General features: G+C 33.8%; 24 protein-coding genes. 13 read left to right on the top strand and 11 right to left on the bottom strand.

Annotated features, from left to right (window positions below):
* Positions 1-101 precede the first annotated feature (101 nt).
* Complete coding sequence (locus ACFX5E_RS13755; RefSeq protein WP_379855737.1) at positions 102-938, bottom strand: DUF6929 family protein; 837 nt, start codon at positions 936-938, stop codon at positions 102-104.
* A gap of 147 nt (positions 939-1085) precedes the next feature.
* Between ACFX5E_RS13755 and ACFX5E_RS13750 the strand changes: the two genes are divergently transcribed.
* Complete coding sequence (locus ACFX5E_RS13750; RefSeq protein ID WP_379855736.1) at positions 1086-1967, top strand: PPK2 family polyphosphate kinase; 882 nt, start codon at positions 1086-1088, stop codon at positions 1965-1967.
* A gap of 112 nt (positions 1968-2079) precedes the next feature.
* Here the strand turns inward: ACFX5E_RS13750 and ACFX5E_RS13745 are convergent, their stop codons facing one another.
* On the bottom strand, positions 2080-2661 hold the full coding sequence (locus ACFX5E_RS13745; RefSeq protein WP_379855735.1) for a hypothetical protein: 582 nt from the start codon (positions 2659-2661) through the stop codon (positions 2080-2082).
* Between the two features lie 232 nt (positions 2662-2893).
* On the opposite strand from ACFX5E_RS13745, the gene ACFX5E_RS13740 reads away from it, so the two are divergent.
* The 3 genes from ACFX5E_RS13740 (at position 2894) to ACFX5E_RS13730 (ending at position 5563) form a co-directional block, all read left to right on the top strand.
* Positions 2894-4273, top strand: coding sequence for an MATE family efflux transporter (locus ACFX5E_RS13740; RefSeq protein ID WP_379855734.1), 1380 nt, complete (start codon positions 2894-2896; stop codon positions 4271-4273).
* Between the two features lie 74 nt (positions 4274-4347).
* Entirely contained in the window at positions 4348-5256 is a 909-nt protein-coding gene (locus ACFX5E_RS13735) for a prohibitin family protein (RefSeq protein ID WP_379855733.1), read from the top strand.
* Positions 5257-5332: 76 nt separating this feature from the next.
* Positions 5333-5563, top strand: coding sequence for a hypothetical protein (locus tag ACFX5E_RS13730; RefSeq protein WP_379855732.1), 231 nt, complete (start codon positions 5333-5335; stop codon positions 5561-5563).
* Positions 5564-5565: 2 nt separating this feature from the next.
* On the opposite strand, the gene meaB is transcribed toward ACFX5E_RS13730, so the two are convergent.
* A complete protein-coding gene (gene meaB, locus ACFX5E_RS13725; protein WP_379855731.1) occupies positions 5566-6654 on the bottom strand; it encodes a methylmalonyl Co-A mutase-associated GTPase MeaB in 1089 nt (362 codons plus the stop codon).
* A gap of 204 nt (positions 6655-6858) precedes the next feature.
* Here meaB and ACFX5E_RS13720 point away from each other — a divergent pair, with 204 nt between their 5' ends.
* The 3 genes from ACFX5E_RS13720 (at position 6859) to ACFX5E_RS13710 (ending at position 9934) form a co-directional block, all read left to right on the top strand.
* On the top strand, positions 6859-7770 hold the full coding sequence (locus tag ACFX5E_RS13720; RefSeq protein ID WP_379855730.1) for an AEC family transporter: 912 nt from the start codon (positions 6859-6861) through the stop codon (positions 7768-7770).
* 53 nt (positions 7771-7823) lie between these two features.
* Complete coding sequence (locus ACFX5E_RS13715; RefSeq protein WP_379855729.1) at positions 7824-9041, top strand: MFS transporter; 1218 nt, start codon at positions 7824-7826, stop codon at positions 9039-9041.
* Between the two features lie 254 nt (positions 9042-9295).
* Positions 9296-9934 carry a peroxiredoxin gene (locus ACFX5E_RS13710; protein WP_379855728.1) on the top strand — a complete coding sequence of 213 codons (639 nt, stop codon included), beginning with the start codon at positions 9296-9298 and terminating at the stop codon, positions 9932-9934.
* Between the two features lie 71 nt (positions 9935-10005).
* On the opposite strand, the gene ACFX5E_RS13705 is transcribed toward ACFX5E_RS13710, so the two are convergent.
* The 7 genes from ACFX5E_RS13705 to ACFX5E_RS13675 all read right to left on the bottom strand — a co-directional run bounded on the left by ACFX5E_RS13705 (position 10006) and on the right by ACFX5E_RS13675 (position 18117).
* A complete protein-coding gene (locus tag ACFX5E_RS13705; RefSeq protein ID WP_379855727.1) occupies positions 10006-10887 on the bottom strand; it encodes a DMT family transporter in 882 nt (293 codons plus the stop codon).
* A 3-nt stretch (positions 10888-10890) separates the two neighbouring features.
* Positions 10891-11472 (bottom strand): GDP-mannose pyrophosphatase NudK, encoded by a 582-nt coding sequence (gene nudK, locus ACFX5E_RS13700; protein WP_379855726.1) that lies wholly within the window; start codon positions 11470-11472, stop codon positions 10891-10893.
* Positions 11473-11536: 64 nt separating this feature from the next.
* The gene (locus ACFX5E_RS13695; protein ID WP_379855725.1) at positions 11537-12808 is read right to left on the bottom strand and encodes an adenylosuccinate synthase; all 1272 of its coding nucleotides are present in this window, start codon (positions 12806-12808) and stop codon (positions 11537-11539) included.
* A gap of 45 nt (positions 12809-12853) precedes the next feature.
* Positions 12854-13324, bottom strand: a complete 471-nt coding sequence (locus ACFX5E_RS13690; RefSeq protein ID WP_379855724.1) for a Fur family transcriptional regulator — start codon at positions 13322-13324, stop codon at positions 12854-12856.
* 80 nt (positions 13325-13404) lie between these two features.
* Positions 13405-15630 (bottom strand): RelA/SpoT family protein, encoded by a 2226-nt coding sequence (locus ACFX5E_RS13685; RefSeq protein ID WP_379855723.1) that lies wholly within the window; start codon positions 15628-15630, stop codon positions 13405-13407.
* Between the two features lie 112 nt (positions 15631-15742).
* Complete coding sequence (locus ACFX5E_RS13680) at positions 15743-17287, bottom strand: serine hydrolase (RefSeq protein WP_379855722.1); 1545 nt, start codon at positions 17285-17287, stop codon at positions 15743-15745.
* A gap of 44 nt (positions 17288-17331) precedes the next feature.
* Entirely contained in the window at positions 17332-18117 is a 786-nt protein-coding gene (locus ACFX5E_RS13675) for a TrmH family RNA methyltransferase (RefSeq protein ID WP_379855721.1), read from the bottom strand.
* Positions 18118-18448: 331 nt separating this feature from the next.
* On the opposite strand from ACFX5E_RS13675, the gene ACFX5E_RS13670 reads away from it, so the two are divergent.
* Genes ACFX5E_RS13670 through ACFX5E_RS13645 form a run of 6 tightly spaced genes read left to right on the top strand, consistent with a single transcriptional unit; the run spans position 18449 to position 23156 of the window.
* Positions 18449-19051, top strand: a complete 603-nt coding sequence (locus tag ACFX5E_RS13670; protein WP_379855720.1) for a trimeric intracellular cation channel family protein — start codon at positions 18449-18451, stop codon at positions 19049-19051.
* Between the two features lie 37 nt (positions 19052-19088).
* Positions 19089-20039: a FemAB family protein gene (locus ACFX5E_RS13665; RefSeq protein ID WP_379855719.1), complete on the top strand. Its 951-nt coding sequence runs from the start codon at positions 19089-19091 to the stop codon at positions 20037-20039.
* A complete protein-coding gene (locus tag ACFX5E_RS13660) occupies positions 20036-21166 on the top strand; it encodes a DegT/DnrJ/EryC1/StrS family aminotransferase (protein WP_379855718.1) in 1131 nt (376 codons plus the stop codon). Before ACFX5E_RS13665 ends, ACFX5E_RS13660 begins: the two co-directional genes overlap by 4 nt.
* A gap of 52 nt (positions 21167-21218) precedes the next feature.
* On the top strand, positions 21219-22442 hold the full coding sequence (locus tag ACFX5E_RS13655; RefSeq protein WP_379855717.1) for an O-antigen translocase: 1224 nt from the start codon (positions 21219-21221) through the stop codon (positions 22440-22442).
* Positions 22443-22495: 53 nt separating this feature from the next.
* Positions 22496-22678: a hypothetical protein gene (locus tag ACFX5E_RS13650; RefSeq protein WP_379855716.1), complete on the top strand. Its 183-nt coding sequence runs from the start codon at positions 22496-22498 to the stop codon at positions 22676-22678.
* Position 22679: 1 nt separating this feature from the next.
* A complete protein-coding gene (locus ACFX5E_RS13645; RefSeq protein ID WP_379855715.1) occupies positions 22680-23156 on the top strand; it encodes a nucleotidyl transferase AbiEii/AbiGii toxin family protein in 477 nt (158 codons plus the stop codon).
* Here ACFX5E_RS13645 and ACFX5E_RS13640 read toward each other — a convergent pair.
* Positions 23143-24291: a glycosyltransferase gene (locus ACFX5E_RS13640; RefSeq protein WP_379855714.1), complete on the bottom strand. Its 1149-nt coding sequence runs from the start codon at positions 24289-24291 to the stop codon at positions 23143-23145. The genes ACFX5E_RS13645 and ACFX5E_RS13640 overlap by 14 nt on opposite strands.
* Positions 24292-24329: the final 38 nt, after the last annotated feature.

The raw sequence follows: 24329 nt of genomic DNA, 5'->3' as shown, positions 1-24329 counted from the left end.
GCTAAGTTTAATGTAAAATTAGTACGTTTTATATTTGAAATCTATTTTGATTTTCTATTTAATCTAAATTTAACGTTCTGTTATTTTGACTGAAATGAACATCATTTTTTGTCCAAAGTCAATTTGTAAATAGCTGTTTCCAGAACTTCGATGTCTTTGTCTTCACAAAGCAGGAACTCGATTTTTTCTTTTGAATTGGTGTATAAAGTCAATCCTTCGAATTTATGCGTACTGCTAATTTTTTGAGTGAAATCGATTTTCATGGTTTTCAGGTTGATTCTCCCAATAAGACTTCCTAAAACTTCGCCATCATCATAAGTTGATTCGGTATCTTCGGCTGTGGCCAAAAAATAAATGCTGTCATCGACTAAAATTCCATCGGTAAAACTGCTGCGTACTCCTTTTATTTTAGGGAGTTTGTAGTCGTTAGAAAGTATAGTAAAATCATTGTTCAGGTTTTTTCCTTCGATTGTGAAAAGGACATTTTTATTGGAACTTCCGTTACCACGATTCAATAAAAACCAGCTTTCGCCATTGTAAATAGCGCCTTCAATATTGAAATCTTCGGGTTTTATACCTCCAAAATTTTGCATGACGGCATATAAATCGGCGATGTCATTTGTCGCAATCACCTTTTTATCGCTGGAATTGACTTGTATCATTTTGTTTCTTTTTTCGGTGGAACCGGAGCCAAAAACATACAAACTATCACCGAAATGGGTTATGGCTTCAAAATCAGCTTTGTCTTTTTTTAGCGTGTTTTCGGTGGGGTTTTCTAGTAACGGATGGCGTATAAAACCCTGGGAATCCATATGGTATTCGTAAAGGTAACCGCTGTTGTCACCAATAATCAGTAGCGAATTGTCTTTGTAAATGAGTCCTGAGGCAGAACCAATTCCGATGATTTGAAATAGTAATTCGAGGGTAAATTTTTCCATTGTATTTGTTTTGAAAACGAGTGCCTAGCCCTGATGGAAGCGGTATCCTTTTCCTTTTTTTTTTAGAAAGGAAAAGATACAAGTGTACAGCAGGAAAATGCTCCTTATAATTTCTTATATTTGAGTTGTAAAGATAAAATATTTCTTATGAAGTCAATAAATCCCGACGATTTTAAAGTGATTGGCAAAATTGATTTGTCCAACACTCCTACGAACTTGTTCAGCAAAGCCGATGATGATGATATAGAGGAGAAACTGGAGAAAGTGCAAGTAAAATTGAGTGAAATACAAGATGTGATGTATGCGCACAATCGCTATGGCGTTTTGGTTTGTCTGCAAGGTATGGACACTTCGGGTAAGGATAGTATGATTCGGGAAGTTTTCAAGGAATTTAATTCCCGTGGTGTTGTGGTGCATAGTTTTAAAACACCCAATTCAAGTGAGTTAGAACACGATTATTTGTGGAGACATTATTTGGTTTTACCTGAAAAAGGAAAGTTTACGGTTTTTAACAGGTCACATTATGAAAATGTTTTGGTCACCAGAGTGCATCCTGAATACATTATGAATGAAAATTTACCAGGTATTGAAACGGTCGAGGATATTACGCCGCAGTTTTGGGAAAATAGAATGGAGCAAATCAATAATTTTGAGAAGCACATTACCCAAAATGGAACTATTATGCTGAAATTCTATTTGCACATGAGCAAAGAGGAGCAAAGACAGAGATTGTTACGCCGATTAGAGGAGCAAAAACACAACTGGAAATTCTCTATAGGTGATTTGAAAGAAAGAGAACATTGGGGCGATTATATGTATTATTACCAAGAGGCCATAAATAATACATCTACAGAAAACGCACCGTGGTATGTAATTCCAGCTGATGATAAGGAAATGGCCAGATATATTGTTACCAAAATTATTTGGGAAGAAATGCAAAAACATATGGATATTAAGGAACCTGAAATGGATGAAAAAATTAAGGAGAATATCGAAATGTATAAAGAAATCTTGAAGAAGGAAAAGTAGTATGGTGATATGTTTTAATACGAATTTATTTTAAGCTTAAGATATTTAAAATACAAAAACAAAAAAAATGCGCTGAATTTCAGCGCATTTTTTTAACTAATTTAAAGCAGTTTTATAGTTCAAAACCATAAGCTAAACGAACACCTACTTGTCCAACTCCTCTACCAAGTGAACCGTTGTTGTTCAAACGATCAAAATGATTGTACTGTGTATAGTTCAAAGAAATATCTATGTATTTAGTAGCGTAACCTATACTTGGAGATAACAATAAAGAAGTTTGGTCTCTGGTATTGTCTACATTACTTACTGCAAATGCTGCACCAGCTTCTCCCATAACGTAAAATTGGTCATTCCATACGAAAGCTTTAAAACCTGCTTTAGCTGGGATGATACCTAAATCTTTTCCTTCTGTTTGGCCAGGAAACCCATCAGCTTTGCTTACAAATAAATTAGTGTAACCTGTAGTCAACGTCAATGAGTATCTTTTTGATAAATCATATTGTCCTCTTACATCTGCACCAAGTGATAATTTGTAAGGATCATTAACTGAATATCCTGCATTTGCACCTACACCTAAACGAAATCCTTGATCGTAATTTGTAACTTCTTTTGTTTCTTGAGCTTCAACATTGCTTGCGAACATTGCTGAGATTGCTAATACTAATACTGTTTTGATTTTTCCTGAAATTTTCATAATTGTAATATTTTGTTTAATAATTGGTTTTGTCATTTTGTTTCTTAATCGTTACAAAACGACTCTGCAAATGTAGTAGTAGAGTAAGTATGCAATGTTATATAATTAGCGGGTTTTGTTATAGAATTCCTTGTTTTGTATAAATAATGACTTCAATTAGTACTATATATTGCTAATAGTATTGATAAAATTGAAACCTTCTATTTATCTTTACCAACAAAAAAAACAAAAAGTGAATTTATCTCAATATACTAAAGAGTTTTCTTATAATATCAAATTAGCTTATCCTGTAATTTTAGGAATGCTGGGACATACATTAATAGGTATCGTAGATAATTTTATGGTAGGAAAACTAGGTTCGACTGAGCTAGCTGCGGTTTCCTTGGGTAACAGTTTCATTTTTATAGCTTTATCTCTAGGGATAGGATTTTCTACCGCTATTACCCCATTGGTTTCTGAGGCTAATGCGGAACAAAACGAAAAAAAAATTCGCACCACTTTTCATCATGGTTTGTTGTTATGTTCCGTTTTAGGAGTTGTTTTATTTATTTTGACCGTATTGTCTAAACAACTAATGTACCTGATGCACCAGCCGAAAGAAGTGGCTGACATGGCTGCTCCTTATATTGATTGGGTGGCATTTTCTTTGATTCCCGTTATTATTTACCAAGGATACAAACAATTTGCCGATGGTTTAGCGGAAACTAAATATTCTATGTATGCCATATTTATGGCTAATGTGGTCCACATATTTTTTAATTATATGTTGATTTATGGAATTTGGATTTTCCCAAAACTAGGAATTCTTGGAGCCGCATTAGGAACTGTCATTTCCAGGATTATGATGGTAGTTTTCATGGATTTACTGATGAGACATAATAAAGCATTCAAAAGCTATTTCAAAAACTTTAGTTTTAAAGAAATCCGAAAATCAATTCTAAAAAAAATCATCAATTTGGGTTTGCCTTCAGCGATGCAAATGTTATTTGAAGTAACCCTGTTTACAGCTGCCATTTGGCTTTCCGGCTCATTAGGTAAAAATAATCAGGCAGCCAATCAAATTGCACTTATTCTGGCATCATCAACTTTCATGGTTGCTATGGGTTTGAGCGTAACCGCTATGATTAGAGTGAGTCACACTAAAGGAATGAACGATTATAAAGCTCTAATTGTTGTAGCCCGATCTATCTTTTTATTGGCCATTATTCTAGAAACTTTTTTTGCGGTAATTTTTGTAGTATTTCATAATTTTCTGCCTCATTTATTTTTGAATATGAATGATTCTGCTCAAATTATTGATAACACAGAAATAATACTAATAACTTCCAAGTTGCTTTTAGTTGCCGCTGTTTTTCAAATTTCAGATGGAATTCAGGTAGTGGTTCTGGGAGCTTTAAGAGGTCTACAAGACGTGAAAATTCCAATGTATATTACTTTTGTGGCGTATTGGGTGATTGGTTTTCCCATTTCATATTATTTAGGAAAATACACTTCATTACAAGCGGTAGGAATTTGGATTGGGCTTTTGGCAGGATTGTCTGCTGCAGCTTTGTTCTTGTATATTCGTTTTGCAAGATTAACGAGAAAATTAGTTTTAGAAAATCATAAATAATAATAATGTTCTTACAATGTAACTTCTAATTTCTTTTCTCGTATAATAAGCATACAAACCAAACCAATCAAAAAATGATACTATTTATTATTCTTGGAATAATTTTGTTAATTGTAAGTTTTACATTAAAAAGCAATGTAAATCCATTTTCGAAATTCGCAAATACTCTTAAGTTTTTTGGAATTTTGTTAATTGTTTTAGGAATTTTTTCTTCCACATTCAAACAGATTGATGCAGGAAAAGTAGGGGTTAAGTCTCTTTACGGAAGTGTACAACCGGATGTTCTGGAAAGTGGATTGCATTTGATTAATCCGCTTTTGGATGTAACCGAATTTGATATTCAAACTCAAAATTACACCATGTCAGCCGTTCATGGCGAAGGAGCTCAAGAAGGCGATGATGCTATTCGTGTTTTGTCAAATGACGGACTGGAAGTTGTAATTGACCTGACGGTTTTATTTCGTGTTTCGCCAGAATCTGCTCCAAAAATTTTCAAACAAATTGGGGTGAATTATTCAGATAAAATTGTGCGTCCCGTAACCAGAACCCGTATTCGTGATAACGCCGTTTATTATGATGCAGTAGCCTTATATTCTACCAAAAGGAATGAATTTCAACAGCGAATTTTCAAAACTATCGAAGCTGATTTCAAGTTAAGAGGATTAGTTTTAGAACAATTGCTAATTAGAAATATAAATCTTCCAACATCGGTAAAAGCATCGATCGAAAGTAAAATTAATGCCGAACAAGATGCTCAAAAAATGACTTTCATTTTGCAAAAAGAAAAACAGGAAGCCGAACGTAAAAGAGTGGAAGCGCAAGGTATTGCGGATTATCAACGCATTATTTCAACGGGTTTGTCTGATAAGCAATTACAGTACGAACAAATAAAAGCGCAAAAAGAATTGGCGGCTTCTCCTAACACTAAAATCATTTTTATGAATGGCAGAGGGAATGCACCGGTAATTCTTTCTGATAAATAGATTTTTAAAAAGTTTATTCGGTTATTTGTTTAATCGAATAAACAAAAACAACGATTAACCGATTAAACATTAAAAAATGGAATTACCAAAATTTTTACTAGGCGACAACACTGATTTTCCGGAAGATATTTTTATCATTCATTTGGACTACCCTCGATTTATCATCAATCTAAAAGATGATGAGGTAGAGTTTATGGAAGAAGCAGAAGATCTTGATGAAGGGGAATTAAATGTAGAAATGGAAGGTTTAATCGTCCTGGCGAATGATTTTTATGACAGAGAAATGGAGCGTTACGAAAAAGAATAATTTTATTTTTTAAAATACGTTTTCAATAGCAAATTGGCGGCTGCAAATGGTGAGATTTCATCATTGTGCACCGCTTTTTTAGTTGAATCCAATAATTTTTGAATTTCAGGATGGGTGTAAAAATTAAGTTTTATTTGCTCATTTATGGTTTCCAGCATCCAATATTGATTTTGTTCTTTTCGTTTTTCAAATAAGGAATTGTTACCTTTTGTAAGTTCAAGAAATTTTTTAATTGTTTCCCAAACTTCTGGAATACCCTCAAGTGTGATGGCGCTACAGGTAGAAGTCGTGGGTGTCCATCCGGATTTTTTGGCCGGAAAAAGATGTAGAGCTCTATTGAATTCCACTTTAGCAAACTGGGCTTTTTTGATGTTGTCGCCATCGGCTTTGTTGATGACAATCGCATCGGCCATTTCCATAATCCCGCGCTTGATACCTTGCAATTCATCGCCTGCACCAGAAATTTTTAAAAGTAAAAAGAAATCTACCATACTGTGAACGGCAGTCTCACTTTGACCAACCCCTACAGTTTCAATAATAATTGTGTCAAAACCGCAAGCTTCACAAAGCGTAATAGTTTCCCGTGTTTTTCGTGCCACACCGCCCAACGTTTCCCCCGAAGCCGAAGGTCGGATGTAAGCATTTTTATCTTTTACCAATTCCTCCATTCGGGTTTTATCTCCCAGAATACTTCCGTGCGAAATCGTACTGCTGGGATCAACAGCGAGAACAGCGACTTTTTTTCCTAAACCAGTTAAATGTTTTCCGAAAGCTTCAATAAACGTACTTTTTCCAACGCCGGGAACACCGGTAATTCCTATTCGGACCGATTTATTGGCGTGAGGCAAACAGGCATTGATTACTTCATTGGCTTTTGCCAAATGGTTGACATTAGTGCTTTCCACCAAAGTAATGGCACGACTTAAGGCCGTTATATTTGCTTCTAAAATTCCTTCAACTAATTCTGTTGATGAAGGCTGTACTTTTCTAAATTGCTGAATATTTTTCACGGAGGCAGAACTGATCATTTCCGGTCGAGAAATTCCAGCTTTTTCGTGTAAAGCACTCGGATGGGATTTTTTATTTGGCAAAACGTAGTATTTGAAAAGTAAAAGTAATGAAAATTACTTATTTCTGCGGTATTATTACTTTCGCAATACTATAAACCGAGTTTAAAAAGCAACTGAGAAATAAAAACAACTTGCAATTCTGTATTATTTTTTTATTGAAACTTAAATTAATTTCTTTCTTTCTTAAAACAATTTTATTGGTATTTTTGCGGTCAATTCAATGCTATGTTTAACTTCATTATAATCTTCGTTTTTTTACTGCTTGGAATTGTATTGCAAAAGGTAAAATGGGTACCCTTCAATAGTCATAAGGTCATAAATAATATTGTGATTTACATCTGTCTACCTTCTTTAGCCTTATATTACATACCTAAAATCGAATGGAGCAGCGAATTGTTATTTCCTATAAGTGTGGCATGGATTGGGTTTATTGTTTCCTACTTATTTTTTAGTTTTCTGGGGAATAGATTGGGATGGTCTAAAAAACTAACTGGATGTTTGATTATAACCGCCGGTTTAGGAAACACTTCTTTTCTGGGTTTTCCCATTATTCAAGCTTTGTATGGAGAAGAAGGTTTGAAGACTGCAATTTTAGTGGATCAGCCAGGCTCTTTTGTAGTACTCTCTACTTTGGGGATTCTTGTGGCTACTTTATATTCTACAGGAAGTCCAAACGGTTTTCATATTGCAAAGAAAATTGCTTTCTTTCCTCCATTTATTACTTTTTTGGTGGCCTGCTTAATGAATATCTACGATTTTGATTTCCATCAATATATTCAATTTGGCTTGCAAAAAGGAGGTAGTCTGATGACACCTTTGGCAATGCTTTCCGTTGGATTGCAATTGCGGTTTGATAAGCGAAGCCAACACTGGAAATTTTTAGGATTGGGACTTTTGTATAAATTAATATTGACTCCGGCCCTGATATATTTATTGTATGTCGTAATTTTGGACCAGCATTCAAAAACCATTCAAGTCGCCATCTTGGAGTCGGCAATGGCTCCCATGATAACAGCAAGTATCCTAGCGTCTTCCCATGGTTTAAAACCCAGATTGAGTAGCATGATGATTGGTTTTGGAATACCATTATCATTTGTCACGTTGGTATTTTGGTATTTTGTGGTACAACTTATTTAATTTCATGAATCTTTTTTTTTACGATTTATTGTTAATATTATTTTAATTAGAATATGAATATTTCCTCAGCGACAGCTTCACAAACTATCCAAACTCCTTTAGTCCAAAAAACAGTTTATTCTGTACTTTTTTCTATAGCTTTTGCCCATTTGTTGAATGATTTGATGCAATCCGTTATTCCTTCGACGTATCCAATATTAAAAGAAAATTTCAATCTGAGTTTCACTCAAATCGGACTGATAACATTCGTTTTCCAACTTACAGCTTCTATTTTGCAGCCTTTTATAGGTTTTTATACAGATAAATATCCAAAACCCTATTCTTTAATAATTGCGATGTTATTTACCATTACTGGATTGGGATTTTTATCGATTTCAACTTCTTTCTGGATGTTGCTGGTCTCTGTTGGATTTGTAGGAGTTGGTTCTTCCATATTTCATCCGGAGGCTTCTCGTGTTGCTTATTTGGGTTCAGGAGGAAAGCGCGGCTTGGCACAATCTATTTTCCAGTTGGGAGGAAATTCAGGCAGCGCAATTGGTCCTTTGTTGGTTGCATTAATTGTAGCTCCTTTTGGACAATCAAATATAATATGGTTTGTGATTGCAGGGATTTTGGGAATTATTATTTTGTCTCGAATTGCACTTTGGTACCAAAATCATTTGAGTCTTCGAGCTGCAAAAAAAATAGTTGCGGAAGATCTCGCTGTTCCATTGTCCAAAAGAAAAATCAATTTATCAATCGCAGTTTTATTGCTGTTAATATTTTCCAAGTTTTTCTATATGGCCAGTATGTCCAGCTATTTCACGTTTTACCTCATGCATAAATTTGGATTAACCATACAGGAATCCCAGTTTCATTTGTTTATTTTCCTGGCTTCTGTAGCTGCAGGAACATTAATAGGAGGACCTTTAGGAGACCGTTTTGGAAGAAAATATATCATTTGGATTTCCATACTTGGCGCAGCACCATTTACCCTGCTATTGCCTTACGCTAATTTATTTTGGACCGGAGCATTATCGGTTATTATAGGAATCGTTATTGCCTCGGCATTTTCAGCAATTTTAGTTTTTGCACAAGAATTAATGCCTGGAAAAGTAGGAATGATTTCGGGATTATTTTTTGGTTTTGCTTTTGGTATGGGCGGTTTAGGGTCCGCGATTCTTGGTTATGTAGCAGATCAAACCAGCATCGAATACGTTTATAAATTGAGTTCTTTTCTGCCATTAATCGGTGTTTTTACTTATTTTTTACCCAATATAAAGAAGAAATAATCCTTTTTTTAGGAGCTTTTTCCCGCTATCCGTTGCAATCTTTATAGCAGTAAACCTTTCAGGATTTACTCCTATAAAGGATTTCCACTTTTATCGGGGCTAGGGATTTGTTCTTAAAAATATTTTTTGTAACTCCTAATAATAGCCTGCTACCTCTTGTTAATTTTTTAGTACAACTTTAAGATTTGTTTTAATTTTTAATGCTCGTAATTATATAAATTAGATAGTTAATAATCAATAAAAAAGAAATTATTATGGCATCATTACGATTAGGCGATATTGCTCCAGATTTCGAAGCAGAAACTACTCAAGGAAAAATAAAATTTCACGATTGGCTGGGTGATTCTTGGGGCATTTTATTTTCGCATCCTGCAGATTTCACACCGGTTTGTACCACTGAATTAGGAACAGTGGCAAATTATTATCCTGAATTTGAAAAAAGAAATGTAAAAGTTATTGCATTAAGCGTTGATGGATTAGATTCTCACATGGAGTGGATTAAAGACATTAATGAAACGCAAAATACAACTGTCAATTTTCCTATTATCGCTGACGAAAATAAGCATATAGCAGAATTGTACGATATGATTCATCCCAATGCGAATGAAAGTTTTACAGTTCGTTCGGTTTTTATAATAGGGCCTGACAAAAAAATAAAATTAATGTTGACTTACCCAGCATCAACCGGAAGAAATTTTGATGAATTACTTCGTGTAATTGATAGCTTACAGTTGACGGCTAACTATAACGTAGCAACACCGGCAAACTGGAAAGATGGAGAGCGAGTGGTGATTTCAACAGCGGTAAAAGACGAAGATATTGCGGCTAAATTTCCAAAAGGGTACGAAAGAGTGAAACCTTATTTAAGAATGACACCACAACCCAATAAATAGTCTTAATAAAGTAAAATTTGGAATAAAAAGTACAATGAAAATTTTCATTGTACTTTTTTTATAAGTGGTAATTACGTTCGATTAGTAATCAATAAACCAGTAATAATGATTCCCATACTGACAATCTGAGTGATTACAATAGCTTGTCCCAGAAAAAAATAGGCCAAAATCCCACTGAACACTGGAATTAAATAATAGATTAATGCCGTTTTTGAGGTGCCAATTAATCTGATTGCTTCATTCCATAAATAATAGGAAACCAACGAAGCAAAAATGCCGACATAGCTGGTGATGAGAACGGTTTTCGTATCAAATAGTAGTTTTTTGTAAAATATATGTTCCCAAAGATAAAAAGGAAATAGGAAAATTGTGCCAATAACAAAGACAGTAAATAAAAATACTTTTGGAGTTAATTCAGCTGGTTTTTGTCGCACTAATATCGTGTAGTAGGCAAAAAAGAAACAAGTTACAAGCATCAATAAATCTCCAATTGTAAAATTGATATGTAGCAATGCGGCTAGAGAACCTTTGGTAATAAGTACAAGAACACCAGTGATTATCGTTACAATACCAATTATTTTTATATTGGAAACTTTCTCTTTGAAAATAATTCTGGAGAGAACTACAATAAACAACGGAATCGAAATGGCAATTAACGATAAATTGACTGCAGTTGTTGTTTTTCCTGCAAAGTAAATGAGCGTATTAAAAATAGTGATACCCAGCAATGCGGTAAGCATAAGATACCGAATGTGTTTCTTTACAATTTTGAAATTTTCAATAGTACTTTTTGTGGCAAATAGAGCCAAAACGATGCAAGCGATTGTCCAGCGCCAAAAAGCCAGTCCAATAGGAGGAATGTGACCTTTAATGCCGCTGGCGATTACCATATTAACGGACCAAAGTAGAGTTGCTAATAAAGCAAATAGTGCTCCTTTAGTTTGATTACTCATTTATTAAACGAGATTTTTTATTTTTGCATATTGCAATAACATAATGGTCTTGGCATCTGTTATTTGCCCAGATTCTATCATTGCGTAGGCTTCGTCATAAGACATTTCTAAAACATCTATATTCTCCTCTTCATCTGCAACTCCGCCACCATCATTGACTTTCATCGATTCATCGTATTCTCCAACAAATAAATATAAAATCTCGGTTACGGCACCGGGTGACATATACGTTTGCATGATTTTAGTGACTTTCGTAAGTCGGTATCCAGTTTCTTCTTCAGTTTCTCGGATAATGCATTGTTCTGGATTATCCTCATCCAAAAGTCCTGCGCAAACCTCAATCATCATTCCGTTTTCATTCCCGTTGAGATAAGTTGGTAAGCGAAACTGACGAGTCAAAATCACCGTTTTTTGCTTTGTATTGTAAAGTAAAATAGCAGCTCCATTTCCTCGGTCATAAACTTCTCTTTTTTGGGTAATCCAAGATTCGTCTTTTTTTTGATAATCAAAAGTTACCTTGTTTAAAACGTACCAATTATCAGAAAGTAATTCGGTTTTTTGAATTTTTATTTTTGGGTTGTTCATACGTATGTTTTTAATTTATAAACTAAAAAAAAAACGCTCTGAATTTTCAGAGCGTTAAGTATTTTTATTTAAGAATAGTTTGCTTTCTGTCTGGTCCTACAGAAACTATTTTTATAGGAACTTCCACTTCTTTTTCTATGAACTCAATATATGCTTTCAATTCAGTTGGTAATTCATCGTAAGTTGTCATACCGGTCAAATCAGCTTTCCACCCTTTGAATTCTTGGTAAATAGGAGTTACATTTTCCGGCTCGATGTTGTATGGAAAATGAGAAATATTTACTCCTTTATAATTGTATTCCGTACATACTTTTAAAGTTTCAAATCCAGAAAGTACATCACCTTTCATCATCATTAATTGTGTAACACCATTAACTTGAACCGCATATTTAAGGGCTACTAAGTCTAACCAGCCACAACGTCTTTGTCTTCCTGTAACGGAACCAAATTCATTTCCTACGCGTGCCATAGTTGCACCATCCTCATCAAAAAGTTCCGTTGGAAATGGACCACTACCTACACGTGTTACGTAAGCTTTGAAAATTCCGTATACTTCTTTGATTTTATTAGGAGCAATTCCTAAACCAGTACAAGCACCTGCAGCGGTAGTATTTGATGAAGTTACAAAAGGATATGTTCCAAAATCAACATCCAGTAATGAACCTTGAGCTCCTTCACATAATATTGATTTACCCGCTTTTTGAGCTTGGTTTAAATATTCTTCACTATCAATAAAATCCAATTTTTTTAATTCTTCGATAGCTTCAAAAAATTCTTTTTCTAATTCTTCTAAGTTGTATTGGATAGCAACGTCATAGAATTTAATCATCGCTTCATGCTTATCAGCCAATGCTCTGTAACGTTCTTTGAAATCTTCTAATTCAATATCCCCTACACGAATTCCGTTTCTTCCGGTTTTGTCCATGTAAGTTGGACCAATTCCTTTTAAAGTAGAACCAATTTTTGCTTTTCCTTTAGACGCTTCAGAAGCTGCATCTAATAAGCGGTGTGTAGGTAAAATTAAATGGGCTTTTCTTGAAATAATTAATTTGCTTTTTATATCTAAATTAAATTTCTCCAGACCTTCAATTTCTTTTTGAAAAACAACAGGATCTATTACAACTCCGTTTCCAATAATATTAATGGCAGTTTTATGAAAAATACCTGATGGAATGGTTCTAAGAACATGTTTTATTCCGTCAAATTCCAAAGTGTGTCCTGCGTTAGGTCCACCTTGAAAACGAGCAATAATATCGTAATTTGAAGTAAGAACATCAACAATTTTTCCTTTTCCTTCATCTCCCCATTGTAATCCTAGTAATAAATCTACCGTCATTCTATATGTTATTTGTAGTTAATTTTTTAAATCGAAGACAACTAATTAGTCATCTAAATTGTCCTTTTGTTTCTTTATTCCATATAAATATAAGGAATGATTGGTAATCTCTATATCGAATATTTCTTCGATTGTTTTTTTAATACTTTGAATTCTTGGATCACAAAACTCGATAACCTCACCAGTATCAGTCATTATTATGTGATCGTGTTGTTTATCAAAATATGATTTTTCATAATGTGCCTGATTTTGACCAAATTGGTGTTTACGCACTAAAGCACAATCTAATAATAATTCGATTGTATTATAAAGCGTAGCCCTACTCACCCGATAGTTTTTGTTTTTCATTTTGATATACAGATTCTCTACATCAAAATGTTCTTCGCTATCGTAAATTTCCTGAAGGATAGCGTAACGTTCTGGGGTTTTGCGATGTCCTTTTTTTTCAAGATACATTGTAAAAACATTTTTTACAATTTCTTGGTTTTTGTTATTATCAGTGGAAATGAGTGTCATATCTTGCAAAGATAAATTTTTATTTTTTAAAGTTTAGTGTTTGAAGTTGAAAAATCAAATACTTTAAATCTTAAACTCGCTTATGTTTTATACTCCCTTGTTACTTTATCGATTCCGTCAATCTTTTTGATATTGTTAATCATCTTTTTCAAAATAGTATTGTTTTGAACGATAACAGTCACTTGCCCATGAAAGATTCCGGCATCAGTACTCAAAGAAATGCTCTGGATATTTACATGCATATTATTTGAAATCACCTTCGTTAACTGGTTTGTCAGTCCTAATATATCCATTCCGGTAATGTTTATTATTGCTTTGAATTCTTCTTGAGAAGAGTCAATCCATTTGGCGGTCAATATTCGATACGCATAATTAGACTGCATCCCAATCGCATTTGGACAATCTTTTTTGTGTATTTTAATTCCTTCGTTTATAGTTACAAAACCAAAAACGTCATCACCCGGAATCGGATTACAGCAAGGAGATAATTTATAATCTAATTTGTCATGGTCTTTACCAAAAACAAGCATATCATAGTTGCTGTTTATAATTGGTTTATGAATATCCTCATCGGCTGTGCTACTTGTTGAACGTTTTATTTTACTTTTGAAAAAATTTATAAAAGTGTTGCTTTTTTGCGCAGCATAATCTTTAAGCTGTTGGTTTTCTATAGCACCAATTCCCACTCTGTAAAATAAATCTAAACTCGTTTTTAATTTAAAAAAATTAACTAATTCATTGACAACGGATTCGCTTAAAGTTATTTTTAGATGTTTTAATTTTCGAGTCAACAGTTCTTTTCCTTCTTCGCCAATTTTCTTGGTATTTTCGTTTAAAACGTTTTTTATTTTTGTTTTGGCTCTTGAAGTAGTCACATAATCGAGCCAGTTGACTGTTGGTTTTTGATGTTGGGAAGTAATTACTTCAACTTGATCACCGCTTTTTAACTCATGGTTTAAAGGAACTAACTTTCCATTTACGCGAGTTCCCCGAGTGCGAATTCCTATTTCAGAGTGAATACTGAAAGCAAAATCGAGTGATGTCGCACCTTTCGGCAATGATTTAATTTCTCCTTTTGGGGTAAATACAAAGATTTCCTTAGAATATAAATTCATTTTAAAATCTTCCACAAAATCAACAGCATTAGTCTCCGAATTTTCTAAGGCTTCTTTTAGTAAATTAAGCCATACATCCAGACCACTTTCTTCAGTAGCGCCATTTTTATATTTGTAATGCGCTGCATACCCTTTTTCGGCAATTTCATCCATGCGCTCGCTTCGCACCTGCACTTCTACCCAGCGTCCTTTTGGTCCCATTACCGTGATGTGTAAGGCTTCATATCCAGTAGATTTTGGGGATGAAATCCAATCACGTAATCGACTGGGGCTCGGTCTGTAATGGTCTGTTACGATAGAATATATTTTCCAGGCCAGAAACTTTTCATCATGTGGATTACTTGATTTGTACACAATACGAAGTGCAAATTTATCATAGACTTCATCGAAGCTTACGTTTTGAGCCTGCATTTTTCTACGGATCGAATAGATGGATTTAGGGCGTCCTTTTATGACATAATCAATTTCTTCAGCATCCAACGATTCTTTAAGTACGTCCGAAATGTCTTTGATATAGGCATCCTGTTCTTCTTTGGTTTCTTTTATTTTACTTACAATTTCATTGTATATCTTTGGTTCCGTATATTTTAAACCTAAATCTTCCAGTTTTGTTTTAATGTTGTATAAACCCAAACGGTGGGCCAGCGGAGCATATATGTATAAGGTTTCAGATGCGATTTTAGTTTGTTTATCTTCCTGCATCGAATCCATCGTCTGCATATTATGCAAACGATCGGCTAATTTTATAAGAATTACGCGCACATCATCATTAAGTGTCAATATCATTTTACGGAAATTCTCGGCTTGCAATGACGCATTCAAATCTTTCTGAACCAAGGATATTTTGGTTAACCCTTCAACAAGTTGTGCAATTTTAGGATTAAACAAACGTTCAATATCTTGCACTGTCATTAGCGTGTCTTCGACAACATCGTGTAACAATGCGGCTGCAATAGAGGTAGCTCCCAACCCAATTTCTTGCGCAACAATTTTTGCAACAGCAATAGGATGAAAGATATAGGCTTCACCGGATTTTCTTCGTTGGTCTTTATGGGCATCTACTGAAACATCAAAAGCCTTACGGATCAGTTTTTTATCTTCATCACTTAAGGTTTGATAACTAATCCGAAGCAACTCTTTATATTCTTGAGCAATCGCTTTATTTTCTTTTTCTAAATCTATTTCTATCATAACGGCATGGTTCAATCTCTAAAAATAAATATAACTTAGGAGATATACAAGGATTATTTCGTTTTTGATTTAATGTTTAATTACCGGAAACAGTATTTTTAGGCATACTATTTTATACTCTTTTGAAATCCAAATCCTGAAAATCATAACTAAAATCGGTCAACTCGGAAATGGGTTTCATTTTTATACCAATTGCTTTTCCAGTTGGATCAAATTCGAAAAATAAATGCGCGTCTGCATGAAAGTAGGCATTGTCCCATTTTACCACATAATTATCTTTTTTATAGTAAAAAACTTCTCCTGTAAGTTGCGGGGAACGTTTTGAAGCAAAATATAATTTGCCTTTTTTTTCTGAAATGACGATATCACCAAACCAATTGTCCTTGAAAGTACCAACGAGACTTTTAAAATTAATTTTGACTCTCTCTTTTTTATTTTTTGCGACTGCTGTCCAAACTTCATCGGTAACTTCATCCGCAATTTCTTCATTTGCTTTCAATTTATTGCTGTAAATGGTAACATAATCCTCGGACTTAATTCCCAAATAACTATCTTTTATTGTATTGGTAATCGCATTAAATGCTGCTCCGGATTGCTGGTTTGTCAATACGATAATGCCTAATTGTAATTCGGGTATCAAGGTCACCTGAGTAACAATTCCTTCTAATCCACCAGTGTGTGTTACTTGTTTGTATCCTTTCACATCACTCAAAAACCAGCCTAATCCGTAACCGCTAAAATGAGTATTATAAGGTGCCTTTGTAGTTACAGGAATTATAGTTTGCAATTGCCACATTTGATTGTGTTCTTTCTCAGAGAATAATTGTTTGTTTTCAGCGCCATATTTTCCGTTATTCATTTGCATGATGGTCCATTTGCTTAAATCATTAACACTGGAATAAATTCCGGCAGCCGCATCAAATAATTGATTTTGATAACGTTTGATTACTTTTAGTTTTCCAGCAATTGGAACATGAGGAGCAATAATATTGGTGCTGTCTTTCAGTCGTAAAAAGGAAGCCGCGCTATTATTCATTTCTAATGGTTTCATAATGCGCTTTTCAATAAAGTCGCACCAGCTTTGACCACTTACTTTGGCAACAACTTCTCCGGCAACAATATATAATAAGTTATCGTAATCATACTTAGTTCTAAAAGCAGAAACCGGTTTCAAATACTGCAAATTTTGAATAATATCCTGTGCGGTAAAATTACTTCCGTCAGGCCAAATCATTAAATCGCCTGCTCCAAGACCGAGTCCGCTTCTATGCGTCAATAAATCCCGAATGGTAAATTCCTGGGTTACATAATCATTGTACATTCTGAAATTTGGAAGGTATTGGATGACTTTATCATCCCATTTTATTTTGCCCTCATCCACTAACATCGCTAATGCCGCACTTGTAAAAGCTTTGCTGTTTGATGCAATTCCAAAAAGGGTATTTGCATCGACTTTTTCTTTTGTCTGAATAGATTTTACTCCGTAGCCTTGGGCATGAATTATCTTTCCGTCTTTTACAATGGCAACCGCAATTCCTGGAACATTGAATGCTGTTAAGGTACGATTCACTAACTCATCAACTTGGGTTGAACTGATTTGGGCAAAAGAAAGAGTGGTTGAAACTAATGCTATCGCAATGAATAATTTATTTTTCATATTATTTATGTTTTTTTTTAAATCTGCAATCAAAAATCGTTAATCTAAAACCCCCGCTGTCTTTTGGCTTCAAAAATCAAAATCGCTGCCGCAACTGAAACATTCATAGAATCGATTTCGCCTTGCATTGGGATGATAATATTTTGGGTCGCTTCTTTTCGCCATTCCTCTGTCAATCCAGTTGCTTCTGTCCCCACGACTAAAGCAGTTGGCGTAGTGTAATCTTGCGTGTGATACGAAGTCGAATTTTGTAAAGTCGCACAATAAAAATTGATTTTTCTTTCTTTCAAAAAAGCAATAATTTCCGCTGTCGTACCGGTAGCGATTTGATTGGTAAACAAACAACCCACGCTGGAACGCACAATATTTGGATTGTATAAATCGCTTTTTGGATTGGCAATAATTACAGCATCAAGATTTGCAGCATCTGCCGTTCGCAATAAAGCGCCTATGTTCCCAGGTTTTTCCGGAGCTTCGGCAACAAGAATCAGAGGATTCTCGGATAGTTTTAAATCGGATAATTGCAACGATTTGGTTTTGGCCACAGCTAAAATACCTTCTGTAGTATCCCGATAAGCTAATTTTTGAAAGACCTCTTTGTTAATCTCAATTAACTCGGTATTTGATGATAATTTTCGGGCTTCGGTTTCGGAACAAATTTCAGGCAAAAACAATAGCGTTTCTATTTCATAACCACCCTTTAGGGCAATTGAAATTTCACGTTTTCCTTCTATTAAAAATGTTCCGGATTGTTTGCGTGCTTTTGCTTTTTCCTGCAATAAAACTAAAGATTTGATGTATGGATTTTGTATCGAAGTGATTTGTTTCAATGGAAATGATGCTAAGTTATTATGGTGCTAAGTTACCACCTTTTTTTAAATTCTAAAATTCAATATGTAGTGTATTAAAAAATGCGATTAGTAAGCTCCCGTGTGGATAAAAAATCGGATGGGATCTTAAACACGAATTTCACGAATTTGCACAAATTCATTCGTGAAAATTCGTGAAATTCGTGTTTAACTTTCTATTAGCAGCGTAAAAATTACTGTAAATCTGTTTAATCAGTGTTGTCTGTTTCCTATTTTAAACTTGTGTCCAGACGGTAGGTTATTAAGGAGTATTTTCTTTAAATTTGTATAAATCCAAAATCTTATATTTTAAATGTTTCATCTATTAGATATCATCGGTACGATGGCTTTTGCCATGTCAGGCGCATTGACGGCCATGAATAAAAAGCTGGATCCTTTTGGTGTTTTTATCATTGCTTTTGTAACCGCTGTAGGCGGAGGAACTTTACGCGACATCATGATTGGCAGAACGCCTGTTGGATGGATGCGGGATTTAAATTATGTTTATGTAATTGTGATTGGATTTATTCTGGCCATACTTTTTAGAAAAAAATTCGACAAATTACGAACTTCCTTATTTTTATTTGACACCATTGGATTAGGTGTTTTTACATTGATAGGTCTCGAGAAAGGTATAAGTGTTGGACTTCATCCTGTAATATGTATTGCATTAGGAACCATGACGGCCTGTTTTGGAGGTGTGATTCGTGATATTTTATGTACTGAAATCCCGGTTATTTTTAGGAGAGAGATTTATGCCACAATTTGTATTTTGGGTGGAATTGTATTTTTTCTGCTTCGAAAATTGGATTTAGACAATGATGTTTTATACCTGACAACCTCTTTGGTTATTATTTCAGTTCGTCTGATGGCCGTGAAATTCAAATGGTATTTGCCAGCTTTAGAACAAAAATAAAAAAAATGATTACTTTCACGAAGTCTAAAATTAAATAGTGAAAAATTTCTACGTCAAACAATATCAGAAAAGCGATTATGAAAATTGGAATGCCTTTATTGGTCAAGCCAAAAATGCTACTTTTTTGTTCCATCGTGATTTTATGGAATACCATAAGGATCGATATTTGGATTTCTCGCTAATGATTTTTGATGGTAAAAAGTTAGTTGCCATTTTGCCGGCGAATAGAGTTGGAGAAGTTGCCTATTCCCATCAAGGTTTGACGTATGGTGGATTAGTATATTCCATTAAAATAACAGGAAAAGAAGTTGAAGATGTTTTGGATTCGCTATTGTCTTTTTTTAAAGGAAATGGGATACAATCTTTTTATTTTAAACCAATTCCTTTTTTTTATTCTTCAAAGGGTAACGCTGAAATGGATTTTTTCTTGCTTAAAAAAGGAGCTTTTTTGGAAAAAAAGGAAATGAATTTAGCCATCAATTTAGCGGTGCCTTTAACGATTTCAAAAAGTAAATTAAAGCATTTCAGGAAAATTGAAGAACTCGATTTAGAATTGGTGGAAGAAAATCAATTCGAATCTTTTTGGGAATTAGTATTAACGCCAAGACTATTAGAAAAATATGCTGCTAAACCCGTTCACACACTGCAAGAAATAACAAAGTTAAAGGAAAATTTCCCCAATAATATAAAACAGTTTTCAGTTTATTATGGGGATGTTATTGTTGCGGGAGTTACACTATTTGAAACTGAAATTGTTGTAAAATCGCAATATGGAGCTACCACTAAAAAAGGGGAGGAGCTGCGTGCATTGGATTTTTTATTCATCAGTTTAATACAAAAATACAAGAGAGAAGGTAAGCTTTTTTTTGATATGGGTATTGTTAATGATGATAATGAAAATGGATATCACGCAGGGCTTTTGAAACAAAAAGAAGAATTAGGTTGCTCTGTTTATAGCCAGGATTTTTATAAAATGAATACTATATGATACCATTTCTTGATTTAAAAAAAATAAACGAACCGTATGAAACCGCTTTTCAAGAAAAATTGAAAGCAGTTTTAGCTAATGGCTGGTATATTTTAGGGAATGAAGTCAAGGAATTTGAAACTAATTTTGCCAAGTACTGCGGAAACAAATATTGCATCGGAACAGGGAATGGTTTTGACGCTTTGGTTTTGATTTTCAAAGGATATATTCAACTTGGAAAATTGCAAAAAGGCGATGAGGTTATCGTTCCTGCGAACACTTATATTGCCAGTATCCTAGCTATTTCACAAGCGGATTTGATTCCTGTTTTGGTCGAGCCAAAGTTGGAAACCTACAACATCAATCCCGATTTAATTCAAGAAAAAATTACTTCAAAAACCAAAGCCATTTTAGTTGTTCATCTTTACGGTCAACTGGCTGAGATGGATGCGATAAATGAAATTGCTGTAGCAAATGATTTACTTATAATTGAAGATGCCGCTCAGTCTCACGGAGCAATTAGCCCCCTAACCCCCGAAGGGGGAACGAAAGAGCGAGAAAAAGCTCCCCCTTCGTTGGCGGGGGGGGCTGCCGCCTATAGTTTTTATCCCGGGAAAAATCTGGGTTCTTTAGGAGATGCAGGTGCTGTTACTACAAACGATTTGGAGTTAGCCAAAACGATTCAATCGCTTCGGAATTATGGTTCGGAAACGAAGTATTACAATGATCATATCGGTATAAATTCAAGGTTGGATGAATTGCAGGCTGCGTTTTTAAATGTAAAGTTGCCGAATTTAGATCTTGAAAATGAAAAGCGTAGAACAATCGCTAAACGTTATTTATCTGAAATAAAAAATGAAAAAATAACACTTCCGTTTTGGGATTTGTCAAATAATCATGTTTTTCATTTGTTTGTCATTCGAACACAAAACAGACTTGAGTTACAAGAATTTTTGTACCAAAATGGTATTCAAACCGTAATACATTATCCGGTTCCTCCGCACAATCAGAAGGCTTTATCATTATGGAATCATTTGTCTTTTCCAATTACTCAAAAAATTCATGATGAAGTTCTGAGTTTGCCCATAAGTCCCGTTTTGACAATAGATGAGGTTAGTTATGTTGTAGGTGTTTTAAACAAGTATTAAGTTGGAATTCGTTAAAAAGATAACCCAAACACAGCTGTTTAAGATCTCATCTTTGAATAGTTTAAGCGTCATTCTGAAAATTGGAATCGGATTAGTAACTTCAAAATTATTAGCTGTATTTGTAGGACCAAGCGGAATGGCTTTGGTAGGAAATCTTAGGAATTTTTTAACTTCATTAGAAAGCATTTCGACTTTAGGATTTCAAAACGGAATTATAAAATACACGGCCGAAAACGGAAAAAACGAAAATCAGCTTAAAAAGATAATTGCAACAGTTTTTATCTGTTTGTTGTGTATTGCTATTATTTTAAGTTGCGTGCTGTATTTTTTTGCCACTTTTTGGAGCAAAGAAATATTTGGAAATAATTTTGATTACGCGATTGTTTTCAAAGCGCTGGCATTGGGTTTGCCATGGTATGCTATTTCTGTCTTTATGCTCTCCGTAATTAATGGTTTAGGGCAATTCAAAAAAGTGATCTGGATTAATATAATAGGAAATGCAATTGGCTTATTAGTGTCAATCGGCATGATTTTACAGTATAAAACTTTAGGGGCCTTGCTTTCTTTAGTGATTTCACCCGGATTGATGTTTTGTGTAACGTTCTATTTTATAAACAAAGAAATCAATTTTTTCAAGACGATTCGGCTGCATCAATTTGATTTTCAAATTATAAAGAATTTATCATCTTATTCTTTAATGGCTTTGGTTTCATCCGTTTTGGGACCTTTGGTTTTTTTGGCCATCAGAAAAAATGTAATTGAGATTGTTGGCTTGGAGGAAGCTGGTTTTTGGGAAACAATAACCCGAATTTCAACCTATTATATGCTGTTTGTCACCACAATTTTGAGCGTTTATTTTTTGCCGAAATTGGCAGTGGCCAAGAACAATCTAGAGACTAAAAAAGTGTTTTGGAGTTTTTATAAAACGATTTTGCCCGTTTTTATAATTGGATTAACGGTAATTTATTTCCTGCGCTTTTTTATTGTCAATTTGCTTTTTACCAATTTGTTTCTTCCTGTTACAACTTTATTTTTTTGGCAGCTGACAGGAGATGTTTTAAAAGTGGCTTCTTTGATTTTAGGATATCAATTTTTCGCAAAAAAGTTAACCATAGCCTTTATAATCTCGGAGTTGTTTTCACTTGCCGTTTTGTATTTTTCAAGTCTTTATTTTATTAATGAATTTGGAATCCAAGGAATAGTAATGGCACAAGCTTTTGATAATTTCATCTATTTATTGGTACTGTGTGTTTATTTTAGAAAAAGTTTGTTTTGATCTTTATATTAGCTGGACAAAAAGTGTTAATTTTGATATTTAATAGTTGTACCATGGAAATGCATTTTCAAACCAAAGAAGAAAGCAACAAAAAGCAACAAGAAGCTTTCCTGAAACTATCAGGAATTGAACGTATTTATAGCTTTCTGAATTTGGTGTATCAAGTAAATCAGTATCCGACGAAAAATAAAGTGGATAAAACCAAGAACTTTATAATTACCATAAAATCTAAATAATATGTTGCAGCCCTGGGAAGAAAATATTAATAGTTTCGTTTCTTTAGCCAATAAACATAAGGTTAGAATGCTAATGGTAGGCGGTGGCGCAGTAAATTTTCATGGGTATCAACGTCATTCTGCGGATATCGATTTTTGGATAGAAACTACCGAAGAAAATTTTAGAAAATTAGTTATAGTTTTTAATGAAATGGGATTTGAAATAGATGATTTTCCTTTGGTAGTAAAAGAACAAAAACAAAATATTTCTATCAAATTCTCTCCTTTAGATTTAGATTTAGAATTGATTACGAAATTCTCTGTTAATAAAACTTTTGATGAAGCTTATAGAGACAGTGTAGTTTCAGAGGTTAATACTAAAGCCTTTTTTAGATGGAATGTGCTTTCTTTAGAAGATTTGATTATCAGTAAAGTGAAAGCCAATAGACCAAAGGATTTATTAGATATTCAGCAACTTAGGGAAATTAATAAGAAGTAGTTTTGGAATTCCAAACCTGCAAATACTTCTCAGCAATCTTGATGTAATCGTGTTCTTTCTCAATAAAGGTTCGGGCTCGTTTTCCAATTGCTATCATTTCATTAGGATTCTCAATCAAATATGACAATTCATTCACTAAATATTCAACGTCAGGCAAAGCATTAATACAAACTCTTTCATTCAAATTATAATAGGCGATAAATTCATCTTCGGCTCCTGTAAAAACTACTTTTCCTTTAGCCATCGCTTCTAGTGCATTATAACCTTGGTCATTTGCATAGGTTTGGTCTAATACAATATGTGCTTTATTGTATAAATTAATGTAGGTTGAATAAGGAATATCACGGGTTGTAATTATTTCAACTGTACTTTCATACTTTTTCTCAATAATATGCAACGCTTTTTCAAAATAATCATTTCCTTTTTTATAATAATTAGCTTCATTAATTCCGTGAAAAATAATAATGGTATCAGAAATTGTCAAAGGTTGAAAACCAATTTTAACCGTGTTTATTGCATTTGGAATTAATCCCGAATATTTGGAATTAATCAGCAACGGAATATGATAATCGATATCCGATGCTATAATTCCTTGAATGTTCGAATAAATAAATTGATGTAATTTTTTAAAGGATGAAGTTCTAAACTTCAATACATTTCCAAAACTTTTTGGATTAATTCTGCCTGCTAAATACCTTTGAATACCTGATTTGTAATTTGGATTTTCAAAACAATATTTCACATTCAGATAGTCATAGCCTGAAGATAATAGATAAGTCTTTAAGTTATTTTTAAAGAGAAAATCTAGAATTTTTTTTTCGTAATAATATTGGCAATAAAAGCTGTTTTCATTGACAAGTTGTACAACATCAAAGCCTGTAAATTTTGATTTGTTTTTTTTAAACTGAAGATAGGTGAGATAAGAACTTATGTCTAACCCAAAAATGGCATTTACAGTTACTTTTATTTTTTTCAAAAATCCGTTGTCCCATATTTTTTCAATAGGGAAATCGACAGGATAATTTTTAAAACCATCCTGATGACCCAAAATATAAACTTCATGACCTAATTCCTGTAAACCTTCTTTAAGAGAGTTATGTAATCGGCTGAATTCACCAACAAGTAAAACTTTCATTTATGTGTATATTTGACAAATATATTTACTTTTAGATA

The organism is Flavobacterium xylosi, from assembly GCF_042787345.1.
Classification (GTDB): Bacteria; Bacteroidota; Bacteroidia; order Flavobacteriales; family Flavobacteriaceae; genus Flavobacterium; species Flavobacterium xylosi.
The sequence above is the reverse complement of the archived record's forward strand: the minus strand, read 5'-3'. Positions and strand labels throughout refer to the sequence as shown.

Coding starts and splice junctions, on each gene's coding strand:
- ACFX5E_RS13650 (WP_379855716.1), top strand. CDS start 22,496: ATGGAAATGCATTTTCAAACCAAAGAAGAAAGCAACAAAAAGCAACAA.
- nudK (WP_379855726.1), bottom strand. CDS start 11,472: ATGAACAACCCAAAAATAAAAATTCAAAAAACCGAATTACTTTCTGAT.
- ACFX5E_RS13680 (WP_379855722.1), bottom strand. CDS start 17,287: ATGAAAAATAAATTATTCATTGCGATAGCATTAGTTTCAACCACTCTT.
- ACFX5E_RS13660 (WP_379855718.1), top strand. CDS start 20,036: ATGATACCATTTCTTGATTTAAAAAAAATAAACGAACCGTATGAAACC.
- ACFX5E_RS13710 (WP_379855728.1), top strand. CDS start 9,296: ATGGCATCATTACGATTAGGCGATATTGCTCCAGATTTCGAAGCAGAA.
- ACFX5E_RS13685 (WP_379855723.1), bottom strand. CDS start 15,630: ATGATAGAAATAGATTTAGAAAAAGAAAATAAAGCGATTGCTCAAGAA.
- ACFX5E_RS13695 (WP_379855725.1), bottom strand. CDS start 12,808: ATGACGGTAGATTTATTACTAGGATTACAATGGGGAGATGAAGGAAAA.
- ACFX5E_RS13755 (WP_379855737.1), bottom strand. CDS start 938: ATGGAAAAATTTACCCTCGAATTACTATTTCAAATCATCGGAATTGGT.
- ACFX5E_RS13715 (WP_379855729.1), top strand. CDS start 7,824: ATGAATATTTCCTCAGCGACAGCTTCACAAACTATCCAAACTCCTTTA.
- ACFX5E_RS13705 (WP_379855727.1), bottom strand. CDS start 10,887: ATGAGTAATCAAACTAAAGGAGCACTATTTGCTTTATTAGCAACTCTA.
- ACFX5E_RS13735 (WP_379855733.1), top strand. CDS start 4,348: ATGATACTATTTATTATTCTTGGAATAATTTTGTTAATTGTAAGTTTT.
- ACFX5E_RS13690 (WP_379855724.1), bottom strand. CDS start 13,324: ATGACACTCATTTCCACTGATAATAACAAAAACCAAGAAATTGTAAAA.
- ACFX5E_RS13750 (WP_379855736.1), top strand. CDS start 1,086: ATGAAGTCAATAAATCCCGACGATTTTAAAGTGATTGGCAAAATTGAT.
- ACFX5E_RS13670 (WP_379855720.1), top strand. CDS start 18,449: ATGTTTCATCTATTAGATATCATCGGTACGATGGCTTTTGCCATGTCA.
- ACFX5E_RS13720 (WP_379855730.1), top strand. CDS start 6,859: ATGTTTAACTTCATTATAATCTTCGTTTTTTTACTGCTTGGAATTGTA.
- ACFX5E_RS13640 (WP_379855714.1), bottom strand. CDS start 24,291: ATGAAAGTTTTACTTGTTGGTGAATTCAGCCGATTACATAACTCTCTT.
- ACFX5E_RS13745 (WP_379855735.1), bottom strand. CDS start 2,661: ATGAAAATTTCAGGAAAAATCAAAACAGTATTAGTATTAGCAATCTCA.
- ACFX5E_RS13645 (WP_379855715.1), top strand. CDS start 22,680: ATGTTGCAGCCCTGGGAAGAAAATATTAATAGTTTCGTTTCTTTAGCC.
- ACFX5E_RS13730 (WP_379855732.1), top strand. CDS start 5,333: ATGGAATTACCAAAATTTTTACTAGGCGACAACACTGATTTTCCGGAA.